11 protein-coding genes are annotated in these 17,802 nt (G+C 40.5%); 4 read left to right on the top strand and 7 right to left on the bottom strand.

Annotation, left to right across the window (positions count from 1 at the left end):
* The first annotated feature begins 33 nt into the window (after window positions 1–33).
* The 4 genes from DRF67_RS18345 to DRF67_RS18330 all read left to right on the top strand — a co-directional run bounded on the left by DRF67_RS18345 (window position 34) and on the right by DRF67_RS18330 (window position 6,224).
* Window positions 34–438, top strand: coding sequence for a hypothetical protein (locus DRF67_RS18345; protein WP_115929753.1), 405 nt, complete (start codon window positions 34–36; stop codon window positions 436–438).
* Window positions 439–467: 29 nt separating this feature from the next.
* Window positions 468–974, top strand: coding sequence for a DUF922 domain-containing protein (locus tag DRF67_RS18340; protein WP_228435851.1), 507 nt, complete (start codon window positions 468–470; stop codon window positions 972–974).
* On the top strand, window positions 971–3,664 hold the full coding sequence (locus DRF67_RS18335; RefSeq protein ID WP_115929751.1) for a PD-(D/E)XK nuclease family protein: 2,694 nt from the start codon (window positions 971–973) through the stop codon (window positions 3,662–3,664). The genes DRF67_RS18340 and DRF67_RS18335 overlap by 4 nt, the downstream gene beginning before the upstream one ends.
* 193 nt (window positions 3,665–3,857) lie before the next feature.
* On the top strand, window positions 3,858–6,224 hold the full coding sequence (locus DRF67_RS18330) for a patatin-like phospholipase family protein (RefSeq protein WP_115929750.1): 2,367 nt from the start codon (window positions 3,858–3,860) through the stop codon (window positions 6,222–6,224).
* A 95-nt stretch (window positions 6,225–6,319) separates the two neighbouring features.
* On the opposite strand, the gene DRF67_RS18325 is transcribed toward DRF67_RS18330, so the two are convergent.
* The 7 genes from DRF67_RS18325 to DRF67_RS18295 all read right to left on the bottom strand — a co-directional run bounded on the left by DRF67_RS18325 (window position 6,320) and on the right by DRF67_RS18295 (window position 17,796).
* Window positions 6,320–7,396, bottom strand: a complete 1,077-nt coding sequence (locus DRF67_RS18325; protein ID WP_228435857.1) for a cytochrome-c peroxidase — start codon at window positions 7,394–7,396, stop codon at window positions 6,320–6,322.
* 70 nt (window positions 7,397–7,466) lie between these two features.
* The gene (locus tag DRF67_RS18320; RefSeq protein ID WP_115929748.1) at window positions 7,467–8,981 is read right to left on the bottom strand and encodes a DUF6850 family outer membrane beta-barrel protein; all 1,515 of its coding nucleotides are present in this window, start codon (window positions 8,979–8,981) and stop codon (window positions 7,467–7,469) included.
* Between the two features lies 1 nt (window position 8,982).
* Window positions 8,983–10,200, bottom strand: coding sequence for a DUF4876 domain-containing protein (locus tag DRF67_RS18315; protein WP_115929799.1), 1,218 nt, complete (start codon window positions 10,198–10,200; stop codon window positions 8,983–8,985).
* Window positions 10,201–10,219: 19 nt separating this feature from the next.
* Window positions 10,220–12,952, bottom strand: a complete 2,733-nt coding sequence (locus tag DRF67_RS18310; protein WP_228435850.1) for a TonB-dependent receptor plug domain-containing protein — start codon at window positions 12,950–12,952, stop codon at window positions 10,220–10,222.
* A gap of 629 nt (window positions 12,953–13,581) precedes the next feature.
* Window positions 13,582–15,531 carry a T9SS type A sorting domain-containing protein gene (locus tag DRF67_RS18305; RefSeq protein ID WP_115929798.1) on the bottom strand — a complete coding sequence of 650 codons (1,950 nt, stop codon included), beginning with the start codon at window positions 15,529–15,531 and terminating at the stop codon, window positions 13,582–13,584.
* Between the two features lie 169 nt (window positions 15,532–15,700).
* Window positions 15,701–16,879: an acyl-CoA dehydrogenase family protein gene (locus DRF67_RS18300; RefSeq protein WP_115929746.1), complete on the bottom strand. Its 1,179-nt coding sequence runs from the start codon at window positions 16,877–16,879 to the stop codon at window positions 15,701–15,703.
* 128 nt (window positions 16,880–17,007) lie between these two features.
* On the bottom strand, window positions 17,008–17,796 hold the full coding sequence (locus tag DRF67_RS18295; protein ID WP_115929745.1) for an NUDIX hydrolase: 789 nt from the start codon (window positions 17,794–17,796) through the stop codon (window positions 17,008–17,010).
* Between the last annotated feature and the right edge of the window lie 6 nt (window positions 17,797–17,802).

Genomic DNA, 17,802 nt, shown 5'->3' with positions numbered 1-17,802 from the left:
AAATATTTGTTAATAATCAGAAAATTGCAGATTATGAAAAAGCTTTTAAATATTGGGTTTTCTTTATTCGTGTTTGGCGGATTTTTAGTCTCCTGTAAGGCTGATGATTATGGTACGGTTCAGTCTATCGATAAAATCAAAATAGATAGTGTGCAGCTGGTTAATGATACGATGAATGTTTTAGGAATACAGCGTATAAAAACGTACTCCACCTATCAATCCCAGTGCCAGGGTTTTTACGGCTATGATTACGTGTATGATACTGATTTTAACAGAACCGTTACTGCCTATAAATTTATTACCAACGAGCCGTGCGCACAGGCAAACTATGCAGGTACCAACCAGATCAACTTCAATCCTCAGAAAAGAGGAACCTATACTTTAAAATTCTGGAGTGGCGGAAATAACTGGATTACTAAAACCATTGTGGTGGAATAATGAAACTTGCCTTTGCATTTTGTGTTCTTATGGCAAACCTCTTACCGGGGCAGAAGATCATCTGGAAGGAAGGGCAGAAGCTGATATGGGATAATTTTAAAAGCCCGGTCAACAGAAAAGAAAACCCTGACGTGATCGCCTATACACATTGTGGCTGGGAATATTCTGTGGTCAAATCAAGCAATCCGAAATCGCCCGTTACAATTGAAATGAAGACCACATTCAATGAAGACAAATCCTGGAAGGACGTCAAAAGAATCAATGATTATATCCTGCTGCATGAACAGAAACATTTCGATATTGCGGAGCTTTTCGTACGAAAATTCAGAAAAGCTTTTGCTGAAAATATTACAAATTCAGGAGATTACGATAAAAAATTTAAGAATATTTACAACCGAATAGCCAGCGAATATCAAAAATTTCAGATTTCCTATGACAGGGATACCCGTCACGGAATGAACAAAGAAAAGCAGGCGGAATATAATGCTGCTATTGCTGAAGAACTGGACAACCTAAAAAGCTATCAAGCCCCTTGAAATTCCTTAATAAGATCATTCACGAACTGTTGGCGCAAAACCCGGACCTTTCTGCGTTTAACATCATCTTACCCGGAAAGCGACCTATTGTATTTATCAGGCAGATCCTTGAAGAGAACAATTATTCGGGATTTCTGCCCAATTTTTTTACTATAGAAGAGCTCATTAATACCATTGCAGATAAACAGCCGATCCAGGGGATTCCTTTATGGCTTTTTTCATTTGATGTATATCGCAGCCTGAATCTTATCCCCAGAGATGATTTTTCAGACTTTCTGAAATGGTTCCCTACCTTGCAGAAGGACTGGGATGACATCTTAAAATTTTCAGACAGTGACGAGGCAGTGCTTCAGTATATGTTTGATGAGGAGAGGATCAAGGAATGGGCTCAGAACCTCGGGGAAGATGATGAGGTACCTAGGAAGAAATTTCTTAATTTCTGGCAGAATATGAATGTTTTTCTTCCCGCCCTAAAGGAAAGGTTACGGGAAAAAAACTGGGCTACCTCAGGAATGATTCATGAAGAGGCTAAAGCCAAGATTGCCCGTTTTGCCGAACATAGCAAGGAAGAGTTTGTGTTTTGTGGGTTTAATGCTTTTACCCCCGTAGAGGAAAAACTGGTGCGAAGCCTTTTGCAGTGGAATAAGGCACAATGCTTCTTTCAGGCAGACCGCTATTACTTTAATGACGAAAGGCAGGAAGCCGGAAAATTTCTAAGAAACCACAAAACATGGAAAGAATTTGATGATAACAGAACTTTTCAATGGATAGAAGACGATTTTAGCCAACCTAAGAAAATCAAAGTCTATGAAGTTTCCGGAAATGTGACCCAAACCAAAGTTCTTCCAGAGATTTTTAAAGAGATTAAAAATAAAACGTATTCCAATACTGCTGTCGTATTGCTGGACGAGAACCTGCTTCCTGCAAGTCTTGACGTGATGCATGGTGTTGATAATTTGAATATTACAATGGGATTCCCATTGAAAAATTTATCTTTTTCCAACGCGGTAAAACGTCTTTTTTATCTGCAGAAACAATTGGAGAAAAATAAATCGTCTTACTATTACAGGGATATTTTTCCGATTCTTGAAGAGCTTCCGAAATCGGCAGAAGACGAAGTGATCATTAATGATTTTAAGGCAAAAATAGAAGAAAGAAATATTGTTTATATTTCCCGAAAGCTTTTGCATGAGCTTCTGAGTGGGCTTTCCTATTTCGACCTTCTTCAAAAAGCATCGGGTACTCATCTGTATCTGGATGCACTTATTTTGTTTTGCCAGCAGGTGAAATGGCTGGATATAGATGATATTCAGTATGAGAATGTTTCCCATTTTGAAAATGCTTTCAGGACTATTAAGAATCAGCTGACGCCGTACAATATCGATATCAAAATGGAAACGCTGGAAATTCTGATTAACCAGCACATCAACTCAGAAAGTATTGATTTTCAGGGAGAGCCTCTGAGAGGGCTGCAGATCATGGGGCTTCTGGAAACCCGTCTTCTTAATTTTGAAAATGTCATTCTTCTTTCTGTGAATGAAGGAAAGCTGCCGCTTGGAAATTCCCAGAATACGTATATCCCATTTGATATCCGGAGGTTCTTTGATATGCACACGTTCCTTGAAAACGACAGTATTTATGCTTATCACTTTTACCGACTGATACAGGACGCGCAAAATGTACACCTGCTTTATAATGCGTTAAGCTCCGGAGTCAATACCGGTGAAAAAAGCCGCTTCATTACTCAGATCGAAATGGAAAGCTCTCATGAGATTGAACACCTGATTATCGAAAATTCATCTGAGCCGATTATCACCCAACCTGTCAAAATTTCAAAGACGCAGATTGTACAGGACCGGTTGCGTAAATGGAAAGAAAAAGTTTCTGCTTCTCACCTTACCAGTTACCTTTATAATCCGATTGATTTTTATCTTTCCAAAATTCTGAATACCTCAGAAACCGATGAGATTGAAGAGGAACTGTCTATTAAAAACTACGGTAACCTTGTTCATTATACCCTTCAAGAAGTATATGAAGTACTTAAGGGTAAAGTATTAAAAGAAAGTGACTTGTTGAAATCAGTTAGAGCAATAGATGAATATATAAATATAGCTATTGAGAAGCTGAAGCACCAGCCGGAGTTTTATGAAAAAGGAATGAATTTTATTCATAAAGCCATTGCGAAAAAAGTGATTGAAAACGTCCTTAACCATGATCTTGATCTCATAAGGCAGGGGAATAGCCTGGAGATTATAGATATTGAAAGAAAGTTTGAAAATATAGATTTCTACCTTGATGGAAATGACAAGATCTCATTTTTAGGATTTATAGACCGGATCGACAAACTGAATGGAACGTTAAGAATCATTGATTATAAAACAGCTAAGATTAAGAATCTGAATGTAAAAATTGACGAGGAGAATGTTGCAGAATATTTCCATAACAGCGACAGGAAACAGGCTCTTCAGCTGTGTATTTATCATTATGTCGTACAACATCTTCCCGAATTCTGGGGATATCCTATAGAAACGGGGATCTGGAGCTTTGCCGATGCTAAAAAAGGAATGGTTCCCCTACAGTTTGATAAAGGGAATATCGATGATGCAATGAGATCGGTAAAAAGTCTGATCCTTGAAATCCTTAACCCGGACATTGATTTTGAAGAAACAGTAAATTCATTTGGCGGCTAATGGGAATAGCCGCTGACCGTTTTATGGTATGACCTGTACTACATTTTTGTGTTGATGTTTTATAAAAACGGGCTGGTTACCGGCTGGTTTATTTCAGGATAGAGAAATCAGTGGATAAGCGGATAACTTTTTGTGTATCTTTACTTCTCGGTAAATTTTTAAAGCTCTCGTCGGTTACACCAAAGAATCAACAATGAAAAAGATCCTGATATTTTTAGCTCTTGTTTTCTCTCTTATCATTAAATCTCAGCAAAAGAATGATTCCCTTGATATAGCTCTCCAAAGGATAACCAAAGATACCCAATTCGGCCTGGCACTCAGTGGCGGAGGGGCTAAGGGATTTGCGCATATCGGGATCCTGAAGATTATTGATTCATTGGGGATCAAGGTAGATTACATTACAGGAACCAGCATGGGAGGGATTCTCGGCGGATTGTATGCGATGGGATACAACGCAGATCAACTGAAACGGACGGTCTATAAGGTAGACTGGAACCGGATCTTAAGCAATAAAATCCCTTATCACAAAGTGAATATCAGTGAAAAGGATGAATATGACAAGTATATCCTGGAATTTCCAGTAGTGAAAGGAATTCCGACCCTTCCCAGCTCATATATTGAAGGGCAGTATATGGGTGAAGTCCTTAATACGCTTACCTTCAATGCCAAACACATCAACGACTTCAGCAAACTAAAAATTCCTGTGGAGCTCACCTCTTCTGATATAGAGAATGGCGGCCTGATTATGCAGAAACAAGGGTCGTTGCCGTTGGCCATTCGCTCTACGCTGGCTATTCCGGCAGCATTTGCTCCGGTCTATATCGACGGAAAGCTATTGGTGGATGGTGGACTGGATCGTAACTTTCCTGCGAATGAAGTGCGGGAAATGGGAGCCGATTTTGTGATCGGCGGCTATACGGGTTTCAGGCTTTTTACCAAGAAAGAAATTGAAAACCCCATGAAAATGATCTACCAGACCCACGCCATACGGTCAGTACAAGATTTCAAGCATCAGAAGGCGCTTTCCAATATCCTTGTAGACTTTGTAGATCCTTTAGGAGAAATTACCACAAAAGACTTCGCCAAATTCAGGAGAATCATTAAAATAGGGGAAACAGAGGCCAGGAAGCACCTTCCGGAATTTGTAGCTCTTGCAGAAGCGCAGCGAAAACTGGGCATCAAATATGAACATGAAATGATGGAAGAGGTAAAGCTTCCCACTACCCGGTTTACATTTAATGAAGAAGACGGTACCCCAATGACGGATGACGCTGAGATTGAGGTGATCAAAAAGCAGATGGGGCTGGTAGAAGGACGGTATTATGATGTGAAAACGGTCAATGCAGCCATAGACAGGGTATTTGGAATGCGCCAGTACCTTAAGGTGTATTATACGTACACCTGCATAAACGATGATGGCCTTGTGATGAATATTTTCGTGAAAAGAGCTAAAAAGGGAGCGTTTAAAGTAGCCCTGCATTATGATACTGAACAGTCGGTGGGGATTATTGTCAACTATACCTACAGGAATATTCTTTTGAACAGGTCAAGATTTTTAGCGACCGTAGATATTTCAGAACGTTTTAAAGCAAGACTGGCTTATCAGCAGTTTCTGGACAGTGGCGAGCGGTTGTGGCTGGATCTGGAAGCTAAAATGATTCATCTTAAGAGTAATGATTTGAATTTCAGGCTCTATGATGTCGGAGGCGGAGATGGTGCCGATTACTTTCCAAACCATATGTACAGGAATATTACGGGTAAAATTGCCTTGAATTACAATATCAATCCCAATGCTGTTGTTTCCGTAGGTACAGAATTCAGTACAGAGAGAATGTACAGTTTGCTGGATAAAGTAGATCAGTCAAAATTTGACAATTACAGTAAGAAGCTCTATAATCACAGCAATTTTAATACATTCCTTAAATTCGAGCAGAATAACCTTAACAAGAGGTACTTTTACACGAGAGGAAACCATCTTCAGGTAAGCACCCGTTTTTATTACGGAGATCAATATGAGCTGTATGATCTGAATACGGTACAGCCACTTTTATACCCGATCCTAAATCCTAAGGATTCCTATTATTATCAGCCCAAAAATCTGGTATCTTTTACATTGAATGAGAATTTTGCCTATCCGCTTACCCGGAGGCTTACTGCCAGGGTGAACCTGTTTCTGGGTATGAGCTTTGGATCCGAAAAAGAAGAAAATCCTTATTTGTTTCTTAACCAAAAATACAATCTGGGTGGAAGTGAGTACAATTACGATCTGCTGAATCCTGAATTCAATGGGCTTCGTCAGAAGGAACTCCCTGTAACTTCTGTAGCTAAAGCAGGTATCTCGCTGCAATACAGAATTATGAAAAGACTCTACCTTACACCTTCTCTTAACTATGGCAAAGTCAGCGAACGGCTTTCTCCTTTTAAAGAGAGCTACAACGCGATCGGGTATGGGGCCAATCTCGGATACGAGTCATTACTGGGGCCGATCAGCATCAACATCTCCCGAAATGATCTGATTAATTTCTGGCGGATCTACTTCAGCATAGGATTTAAATTTTAACAGCAACAGTAGAAATACAAAAGCCCCTTATTTAAAGCAATAACTTAGATAAGGGGCTTACTGTTTTATATATCAGCAGATAAACTGTTTCAAATCTATTGTCTCGGAATATCTGGTCTAGGCATTTTATAATAGCTTCCCGACATGCTCTTTAAAAACGAAACAATGGCGTCTATTTCTGTCTCATTAAGTTTCAGGGGCTTTACGAGAGGGTCGGTAACCGGGAAGTTCGGATCCTTTTTCTTTTCTTCCGGAGTAGGGTTAATCATCTGCATTCCACTGTTGTAAAGGCTGACAATACCATGCATGTCATCCATCAGTCCATTATGCATCCAGGGAGCTGTATAATCCAGATCGCGGAGAGAAGGGGTCTTGAACTTTCCGACATCATCTGAATTCTTTGTAATATGATACAGCCCGAGGTCCTCATATTCCCGTTTATAGTAGGTAAGACCTATATTATGAAAAGATTCGTCCGTGAGGTATTTCCCATAATGACAGTTCATGCATCTTGCTTTTGTACGGAACAGGTGCATGCCATAAATCTCTTTATCGCTCATTGCCTTATAATCACCTTTGATAAACTTATCCAGTTTACTGGGCTGGCTTCTGATGGTTCTCTGAAAGACGGCTATAGCTTTAGCGATTTTGTCAAAACTAATCTTTTCAGTGGCATATGCTTCTTTAAAAAGCTGCCTGTATTCTTTGATCCGGGACAGTTTTCCAGCAAGTTTTTCCGGCTTCATATTCATTTCGTTATGGGCAGAAATAGGACCTTTCAGCTGTTCTTCCAGGGTCCTGGCTCTTCCGTCCCAGAAATAGGATTTGCGGTCTCCAATATTGAAGAGTGACTGTGTATTCCTTTTTCCCTGCAAGTGATCATTGCCTAAAGCAACTTCCTGTCCATCGCCCCAACCCAGCTGAGGATTATGACAGCTGCTGCAGGAGATCTGGCTGGATGATGAAAGTTTAGGGTCGAAAAAAAGCTTTTTTCCCAGCATTACTTCCGGAAGTTCCTGCGTTTCATAATAGTTGGAATCCCATTCTATAGCCTCAAATTCTTTCCAGTTGACTTCCGGATCCACTGATGGTTTCGGCCAGGCATTGATGGGCTTTTTATACAGCTCTGCAACTTCTCCGTAGTCTATACTGTATTTGCGGGTATGCTGCATGAAAAAAATGGAAATACCTCCAATGAGCAGGACGGTTGTAAGATCTGAAAATTTCATAATACTTCTGTGTTTAAAATAAACTTCCTATCGTAGCTGCAAACAGGGTATTGCTGCCGTTCTTAAAATTGCTGTACATCATTTTCCCACCAATAAAAACATTTTTTATAACAGGTACGTTGAAATGATACTGCATGTCAAGCTTTGCCTGCCAGACATCTGAAGTCTGAAAGGCATAGTTTTCCTGCAGCATCTGATTAATCGCCGGCTTTCCGGAATTGTTAAACGTTCCGTTTTTCCGATAGACATTTGTGGCAGAAAGCCCCATTGAAATAGAAAGGGTCTGGCTGTTGTTAAACGTTTTGAGCCACTGATAATCGGCACCATATACTATTTTATGAAGATCAGTCAAAGAGAGTGGACTGCTGTACTTTTCTTTTTCCCGGATCCATCCGAAATAAGGTACCCATGAAGATTGAGCATTTTTATGATTCATTTGCAAAAGACCCTTGAAGATGACATGATCGACCGCGTGACTGTATTTTTCCACACTTCCTATCTGTATATAGTTTCTCGAGTTTTCGTTGAGAAAAAGATTCTCCGTTCCCTTTCTTTTGATGATGCTTCCATCAGCAAAAAGTCCCCAGTTCAGTTTCCCGGAACCGAAAAACTTTCCCAGTGAAATGTTCACCTGATGTTCATCAATGGTGGAGGCATGCAGGTCCGTATATTCAGTTAAAAGTTTATCCAGATTGATCTTTTTCAAACCAACCGTAACATACCAGTTTCTGCGTTCAGCTTCAAATATCTGTATGCCGCCTCCATAGGTCCAGCCTTCATAATATGCCTGGCGAAGTTTCCCCGAAAGAAGTTCATTGTAATTTCCCAGTCCGCTCATTGTATAGATGGTAGGATAGCCCTGGTTGCTTACAAAACTTAGATAATGCTTTTGGGTATATTTTTCAGCGTCAAGATAAGCTCCGATTTTCAGTGTCTTAAACATCAGTTGATCAGCTCCCAAAGCGACAGAAAAGGTCGCTGCTGTGTTTTTGGGCCTGGGATCCGTATCCCTGTAGCTCAGGCTGGCCTGGTAACGTCCCGTAATACCAAAGGTAAACGTATTGATCTGTTTGGAGTACCCTCCCGAAAAGCTGTAATTTTCAAACCTCATATCACCGCCTACACTGTCGGCGGCGACATAAGGATAGATACGGTCATAATCTGCATTTTCATTCCATACCACCTGTTTGTTTTTCCCTTGTGTATAGGCTGCATGGCCCCATACCACTGTCTGATCATCAAGGTTCTGTACAGTGCGGGCTTCCACACCCCAGAGATGCTGTCCGTTCCCTTTTTGCTTTAATTGAAGGGGAGTGTCCTTGGTTTCTGCCCATACACTGAAAGCAGTCAAGCTGTATTTTCCGGCCCCCAGCCGGGTGGAAGGGTTTGCATTGACGGTATTTTTAAACAGTCTTTCATAGCTGTATTCCTCGCGGATTTTTGCGGTAATGGTATCATTCGCCTGAGCTTTTACTACCGTACCGAATAATGAGATCAACAGAATGGGAATGGAAAGAAAATATTTCATTTTAATTGAATAGTGAAGGTTTTACACCATGCTCAAAATCCACGGTGGAATTGTTGGTATCTTTTAATATATTTTTGCCTTCCAGGGTTTGTCCAATGACTTTTCTGCGAACTGCTTTTCCAAAACGGTTTTTGTCCCCGTCAAATGAAGTTACAGAAGTCCATCCCATATCCAGAGCAGGAGAGGTTACCAGCCACTGGAAGGAATCCTGTACGCTAAGATTCACCACATCAGTGATCCATTCATTAGGAATCTTGACTGCAGTACCGTCCATAGGATATACATCTCCACCGAAAGTAAGGTTGTAAGTGTAAGTGTATGTATTCTGTCCGAGCAGTGCATCAGATGTCATCCCCTGTGGCAAACGGGCTAAGGCATACGCATAGTATCCCTGGGTATGAATGACCATTTTTTCAAAAACATTCAACATTTTCGGAACGGAAGGATTGTCAATATCTTCGGAGTCTTCTTTGAAAATCTGAAAGTTGGCATTGGTAAGATTAACGGATAAAGGATTGAAATCTTGATGATTGATAGCGTCCTCTGCTATAACAATAGATTCTCCCGGCTTTACAGGATAGGTGGTTCCGGTTCCGGGGATTCTGATGATGGCCCCTGCAGAGAATGTATTGGCCATAATGTTGGGGCTATACTCCTGTTTTTCATTGGTCATAAAGCTGGACTGTATCACAAGCATGCCGTCAGCATATAAAGTCTGATCCGTATTATTGGTGATCTTAAAATACTGATCTCCGAAATACATGGCGCCCTGAGGAGTTTTGGTTCCGGTGAAGAAAATTTCTTCTAGGATAAGATCGCTGCTGCTTCCTGCTTTAAGGGCAAGATCTATTGTTTTGCTGCTTTCACTGCCATTGATAACAAGGCTGGTCTGCACACCGCTTACTTTGGCTTCCGTAAGCCCGGAATTGTCATAAATGATATTACCCTCTGCAATAATGTGATACGTTCCTGACGGAAGTACTGTCTGCAGTATATTGGTATTGGTAAGCTCTTTGGTGGTGGTAAATCCGGTATTCAGTTCTTTAAAGCTGATTTTAAGATGCTTGTATTCTTTAACCTGAATATTTTCAGGAACTACTTTCAGCTCCAGCTTAAGGGAGGTTTGTGCCTCAGGAGCATCAGTGGAGTCGGAAGAACATGAAGTAATGCTGAGGATTACACCCAATAGTAAGAGTGTTCGTAAGATGTGTTTTAACATAATGTATTGATTGAAATTGTTATAAATTGAAATTGATTTCCATACCGAAATAAGGGTCATAGGCACCTTTTCTGTTGATGGTAATGCCATTGGTACGGTATGGAGTATAGTAGCTGAAAAGCCTGTTGGCAAACATTGAAATCACAACGGCTTTATTTCTAAAGCTTTTGGTCACCTTTAGATTAAGATTCATTTCCATGGGTCTCCTGGATGTATTATAAAGATCTTCATTCTGACCAATGATGAGGTTTTCCAGGATGGTTTCCCGGGAAGTATCAGGGTCAAATGGGTGTATAATGCCGTTTTGATCCACGTACTGACTCGGCACACCGTTCATTGGTAGTAATTTTCTCATAGAATACCATGAAAACTGGAATGATGAGGAAAATACAAGATCCAGACGCGGTATGTAAGTATCCATCATCAGATTGGTATTGAGGACTTCGTTCACTGAGCGGGGCTCCATACCTTCATATAATCCCAGATAGGGATACGGTCTCCCGTTGATCAGCAGATCCCTTCCTCTGTATACCGGCATGCTGTTGCTGTATGCGGTCCGGAACCAGGCTCCGTTCAGAGTAAATCGGGTGCTGATTACCGGAATTCTGTTGGAGGAATACTGAAATTCTACACCTTTTTTATCAATTTCGCTGCCATTGCGCTGTATGTTGTAGGTGAAATTTTCGTTCACCGTCTGATAGGGGAGTGTACTTAAGTCAGGTGGTGAAGTTATCGCGTCATGGGCAAGTCCCGAAGTATCATATTTTTTATAATGGTATACCGCATATTCATTCATCGTGCGGAAAGCATTACGCATATTTTCTCTGAAAACGGTAACGGATAACTGATGGGCCCCTAGGTTAAAATCTACTCTTGCTTCGAACTTTTCGTTGACGGCGGGTTCTATTTCCGGGTTTTGCGGATTGTAGATCATCGTTTTATAGTTGATTCTCCGGTAATCCGGATTATTATGAAAATAGTTCAGCTGCTGGATATCTTTGTAGACCAGTTCGGGATACAGCATATTTAAGTCGGGGAAAAGACTTTGCTTACCATAGCCGAGCGTTACAGCCAATTGTGCTTTTTTGTTCATCCACTCAAATGAAGGGAGTTCCCACTGGAAGTTGGCGCGGGGATCAGCATAGACTTTCCCGTTCATCCTGAAATACGAAGGAAGATTCATCATAGTGTTTCCTCTTACTCCCAAAGCCAGGATAAGGTTGTGCTTACCCACATTTACCGTACTCACTGATTCCAGAAATAAGGCTGAAGTAATGTATGCGGGTACATCACGGTAAGCACGGGGTCTGAAGGTCGCTTTAGGGTCAATAGGTTTGTAAATATCAAATTGCTGTCCCATACCCCAGTTTTTGCTCATCTGCCAGTCGAATCCTGCATTGAATTCATTTTTCAAAGATTTAAAATCAAGCCTGAAATTATTGACCATTTTTAAAAATACATCAAGAGGCTTCCCATCAACCGCATAATTTGAAATGTACTGCGGTTCCGGATAATACCCATCATATTCGCCTTCATTGGTGGATAAAGGAAAAGCTGTTGCATTTTCCAGCTGGATAAATTTGGTCTGTTTTATTTTATCAAATCTCTGATTGACTGTAGCCTGAATTTCCGTAGACCTGTAAAAGGAGGGCTGATTGTTGGTATAGGTATACTGGCTGGAAAGACTGATCAGGTGATTGTTGACTTCATAAGAATTCATTTCAGACAGATCTACATCAGGATCCGACTTTGAGCCGTCCAGGGAACCTGTATAGCTGAGGTGGGTCTGCCATCTTGAAGCTCCTTTACTGTATTTTTTTTCCTTGACAATCCCTAGATTGGCGGTTATTCTCTTGTAGTTTTCCAGTCGGTCCCGCGGATCAGATTTCGCATTAAGATAATCGATACCGGTATTGATTTTTAAGTCTCCGTTTTTGTTTTCAAAGCCTTTGCTGACGGCGAAAAGCTTGCTGTAGCCATCTGCCTTGAACCTTGCTCTCCATTTTGTATAGCCTGATGTATTGGTTATTTTTACAATTCCTGAGGTCAGGTTTCCATAGATGACGGAAGGAATTCCCCTTAAAACTTCAACGCGCTCAATCTGGTCTGTGGAAATACTTCTCATGTCTACACCGCTGCCGACATTCAATCTTCTCTTCAGCCCGTTATTGGTTTTGTCCAGAAAATCGTAGGAATACTGAAGATTAGCTCCCGAATTAACCGGAGCCCCGTCGATAATGAAGGCTGTTCCCATCGAGGAGGTATTGTAGTCGCTACCGGGTCTGCCGGTTTCTCGCAGGCTGATTTTATTCACCTGATTCATAACCGGATCGGCTGATCTTCCGCCGGGAAGCAGCTCCAGAAGATCTGAAAAACTCGATGGCTGCAAATGCTGCATGGCACGCCGGTTTATAATAGAAGACGAAGTAAGTCCTTTCCCTTCTTTAGCAGTGATCACCACCTCTTCTATGGAATTGATTTTCTCTGTAAAGACCAAGGTAAATGTATCCGCTTTTGTCACGGATATTTTATGAGAATATCCAAGGATTCCATTGTTCCGGACTTCAATTCTATATTCATCCGGAATAAGATCCACTGTGGCGATTCCTTTTTCATTGGTAGAGATCACGTAAGTGTTTTTCTGAGATACAATTTTGATTTCAGAACCATTAACCACTTTATTTTCGCTATTTTTTACTTCAAGCAGGATCGGGAAACGGGTATTTTGTGATTGGACTGTTGTAAACGTCATTAAAAAAAAGAGTACACTGAAAATTTGGAGTCTCAGGGGAAATCGGGAGTCGTTATGAACCATCTGGCATTATTCTTTCGGCAAAGTTAGGAGCCTCTTCATGAGATTTCTAATTTTATTTAGAATAATTTAAAATAATTGATAAAAATCATTTTCATGATCGTGAAAATGATTGCATAAAACGGCCTTAATGCTCTTTATAAATTTTAAATAACAGTCATGTTGTGAGTGTTTTATGTTTTGTAATCGAAGCCTAAGTGGAAAAATATTTCCAATTTGTTTTTTTAGAGTTATTCAAAAAGAAGCAGGTGTAAGAAAATTGATCTTGAATCCATTAAAAAATCAATCTTATCCGATGCAATAAGTTTTTGCTAAAGCCAATGGAGTAATTTTATGATCAGTGAACGGACTAAAGTCCGTTCCTATCGAATGTTGACATCCTGAAGGACAGAAGCTGATACATTTTGTGACTAAATATGACAGGCATTTTTACAGATGTTTGAGCCTGTTTTTATAATCGATTTGTAGGAAAACTATTGGGAATAGTGTGAAGTACTGATCACCAAAAAAGCACCTCATTGCTGAAGTGCTCAAATTAACATGAAATGATATTATAAAGGATTTAGTATTTAAAGTTTAACTTTTTTATGAACAGACTTTCCATTGGAGAGCGTGATTTTTACAACATAAACACCGGATTCCAAATTCCCTGATTCGAATACAGGTCTGTGAATATCCTGTTGGAGAATAAGAGCTCCGGAAATACTGTATATACTGATGTTTTTGATGTCGCCTTGTGCTTTGGCGATGATCTGCCTATTTTGTGTAAAAATTTCTGCGCTGTTTTCTGTGATACCTGTACCTGTGATGGCTTTGCTGAACTGAAGATTATAGTATGGTGTTACCACTTCAAAGGTGTAAGTTCTAGGGTCCAGGTCCTGCAGGCTTATCCCTCCGTCATCATGGTATTGCTGTTGAGAAATACTTTTGATCAATGTCTTGTTTTCATCAAAAATATTAACAGCAGAAAGCTCCTCCTGATCTACCTTTAATTTTAAGACTGCATTATTTTCAGAATGAATGATTTCATTTTCCGGTACTTCTTTAGGGGTGCTTTTTATATAGGGGAGCAGCTTATTTTCCTTGTTTTCGCTTACTTTAAGCAGGTATACTCCGTCGCTGAGAGCAGATAAGCTTTGCTGATCCGCAGATCTGCCTGCTGCTTGTTCTGTATTGAAGTCTGAAATACCAACCAGCTGCATATTCCCTAAGTCCGGCTTAATCTGTGAAGAAAGGATAGAGGAGGATCCCTGAGGTGTATTTTTTCCAAAAATAGATCCTGCAATCGCCCATTGGTTGAGAAGACCTCCACTTCTAAGCGTGTTGAATTTAGCATTGGATGCCAAAGTAAAAGGGATAATTCCTCCCACATGGCCCAAAGGTCCCCAATAGAAAGCCTGCAGCTTATATTTATTCAGGTCCCACCAAGGATAATAACCGCGCTGTACATCAATGGTCTTTGAGGTATTTTCCGGGGGAATAGCCAGATCAACAGTAGAATGCCCAAGGGTCATTGGGGTCTTATTATACCAGTCAAATACATCCTTTGGTTTCATACACTGTCTAAGCTTGTTATTGCTATTATTCGTAACATCGTTAATGAAATTGTTGGTGAAGAGTTTTCTCCACACTATAGGTCCCCATAACAATCCTCCGTTATCCTGAACCACATGATAATTGTATTTATCCAGATATTCCGCGGAGATTACTTCTGAAATATCATGGGTATACGTTTTATATCCTGTATTGTTGCAGGTATGGAGTACATTGGCGAGAAAAGAGGTAAACGGATAAATATCTTTTTCCAGAACTCCTTTATTCAAGGTAACACCGGAAAAATCATACGGACCGTCTCCCATATAGGCATATTTGAACTTAATGTTATCGGGATTCGAAATGCTCAGCCTTTTCAAAGTAGACATAGCGGCATGGGCCCCCTGAGAATAGCCGGTAAGGAAGTATTCATCATAACGCTTGACTCCCAGTTGTGACAAAACTTTGTTGGCTGCTTTAATGAAATCTATAGTGGCTCCTGCCTCAGTGGCATAATCTACATAAGGGTGAACTCCCTCACCGTCACCCATTCCCACATAATCCGGAGCCATCAGGATATAACCGTTGAGTACATAGGAGAGTTCAACCACAAACCCTGCAGCCAGCACTCCCTTAAAATTGGAGGGAACATTGTGCCTGCTGTCAGTAGTACCATGATCAGATACAACCGTAGACAATTTGAATCCCACATTAGGGTACATGAGGAGACCGGTGGCTTTTACCAGGACATTATTTTCATTTTTAGTGTAATACGTAATCTTATACCCTTTCAAGCCTACGTTAAAACTATTAAGGTAGCTGACAAAGTCTGGCGGGCTTTGGCTGCCAAGGCTGTTAGCAATAAAATGAGTAACACCCTGTGGTGTTAAATCCAGTTTCTGTTCGGCACTGACTACATCACCTGCCTGTTGGGCAAAATAGAAGGGAGCGGTAATACCTAATAAAAAAGTTGTGATTTTTTTCATATTCATATATTTTTAACGGTATTAAGGTAATTAATTTAATCATTTTGCAATAATTTTAACACATTAATAATTATTCAATGAATATCAATTCTCTGAAATGTGAGTAAAATAGAAGAGTCTGGCCGATAGGCCAGACTCTTTGTGCTGTTTTCTTGTAACTTAGACTTATTTAGAATGCATTGATTCCTGTGATATCCATACCGGTAATCAGCAAATGGACGTCATGGGTTCCTTCATAAGTGATGACTGATTCCAGGTTGGCTGCGTGTCTCATCATTGGGAATTCACCCATGATTCCCATACCACCAAGGATCTGTCTGGATTCTCTTGCAATGTCGATAGCCATTTTTACATTGTTACGTTTAGCCATTGAGATTTGCGCAGGAGTTGCTTTATGATCATTTTTAAGATTTCCTAACTGCAGGCACAATAACTGAGCTTTTGTAATTTCAGTTAAGAATTCCGCTAATTTTTTCTGTTGAAGCTGGTAAGAACCGATAGGATTGCCAAACTGTTTTCTTTCTTTAGAATACTGAACAGCCGTACAGTAGCAGTCGATGGCAGCACCGATTACTCCCCATGAAATCCCGTACCTTGCAGAATTCAGGCAGGATAGAGGTCCTTTCAGTCCGGTTACACCCGGAAGGAGGTTTTCTTTTGGAACTTTCACGTCATTAAAAACCAGTTCACCTGTTTTTGAAGCTCTCAGACTCCATTTGTTGTGGGTCTCCGGTGTGGTAAAGCCTTCCATTCCTCTTTCCACAATTAATCCCTGTATCTTTCCTTCCTCATTTTTTGCCCATACGATCGCAATATCACATAGAGGGGAGTTGGTGATCCACATTTTAGCTCCATTCAGAAGATAATGATCACCCATATCTTTAAAATACGTTTCCATTGAACTTGGATCGGAGCCATGGTTGGGCTCAGTCAATCCAAAAGATCCAATCATTTCTCCTGCTGCAAGCTTTGGAAGATATTTCTTCTTCTGTTCTTCGGAACCGAATTCATTGATTGGAAACATGACCAGAGAGCTCTGTACCGAAGCAGCAGAACGCACTGCAGAATCTCCTCTTTCCAATTCCTGCATGATAAGACCATAAGAGATCTGGTCTAATCCGGAACCGCCATACTCAACCGGAATATAAGGACCCAATGCTCCGATTTTCCCTAATTCTCTCATCAGCCCGGGAAGGTCTGTATGATTTTGGGCAGCCTGATCAATCTGTGGCATTACAAAACTTTCCACCCAGTCTCTTACAGATTGGCGGATCAGTTTGTGTTCTTCAGTAAGTAAAGCATCAATTCCATAATAATCGGGAATGCTTGTAAGAGGATAATATGACATGATTTTTTGATTTTGTTAAAAATAGCATTTTTCGTGGTGTCTGGAAAATTTTTTTGAAAACTTATGGATGATCTGGTTTTCAGTATTATACTGCTATTTTATTTAAATTAAAGGGTGAAACTGTATTTTTATAACTCCTCATCGTTCATGATGGGATACTGATTGACTGCATTATGCACCTTTGTTTTAAATTTATAAAGGTAGGGCGCCTTATTCGCAGAGCCGTCATAGAGCTTTTCCAGCCTGTCCAGAATATTTAAGCTCAGAATTTTCCGTTGAAAGTTGTTCCTTCTGAATTGCTGACCTAAAATGGTTTCATAAAGAGATTGAAGATCTTTCATGGTAAACTTCTCAGGAAGAAGATTGCTCGCTGCCACCTCTGTGTTGATATTCATCCGCAGATATTCCAGACCGGTTTCTATGATCCTGTCGTGGTCGAAAGCCATTTGCGGTAATTTGCTGACCTCAAACCATTCGCAGCTCTCGTTGAAAGCATCCGGAAAAGTATTGGCTATGGAGAAATCAATAAGGCTGCAGTACCCCACAGTAACGAACCTCTGAAAAATCCAGTGGTCTTTCGGAACTTCAATTCCCTTATTGTTGAGGAGGATCTGATGTACATTATTCTCCGTACGGTCTATTCGTCCAAAAGTATGAAACTGTTTCAGAAACAGATCTTTAAGTTGTGTCCTTTCGTAGAGAACCCTTTCAGCTGCCTCCCGAAGATCCTCATCATTGAAAACAAAACCACCAGGGAGTGACCACAGATCCAGATCATGATACTTTAACAGCAGTACTTTCAGAATGTTATCGTGAAAGCCGAATATCGTACAGTCTACAGAAATGTGGGCAACGAAATCTTTAGTATCGATCAGTTCCCGAAGTGTTTCTTTGCTTTTTGTGTCTTTGATTTTCATGGTAGT

It is taken from the genome of Chryseobacterium pennipullorum (assembly GCF_003384725.1).
GTDB lineage: Bacteria > Bacteroidota > Bacteroidia > Flavobacteriales > Weeksellaceae > Chryseobacterium > Chryseobacterium pennipullorum.
The sequence above is the reverse complement of the archived record's forward strand: the minus strand, read 5'-3'. Positions and strand labels throughout refer to the sequence as shown.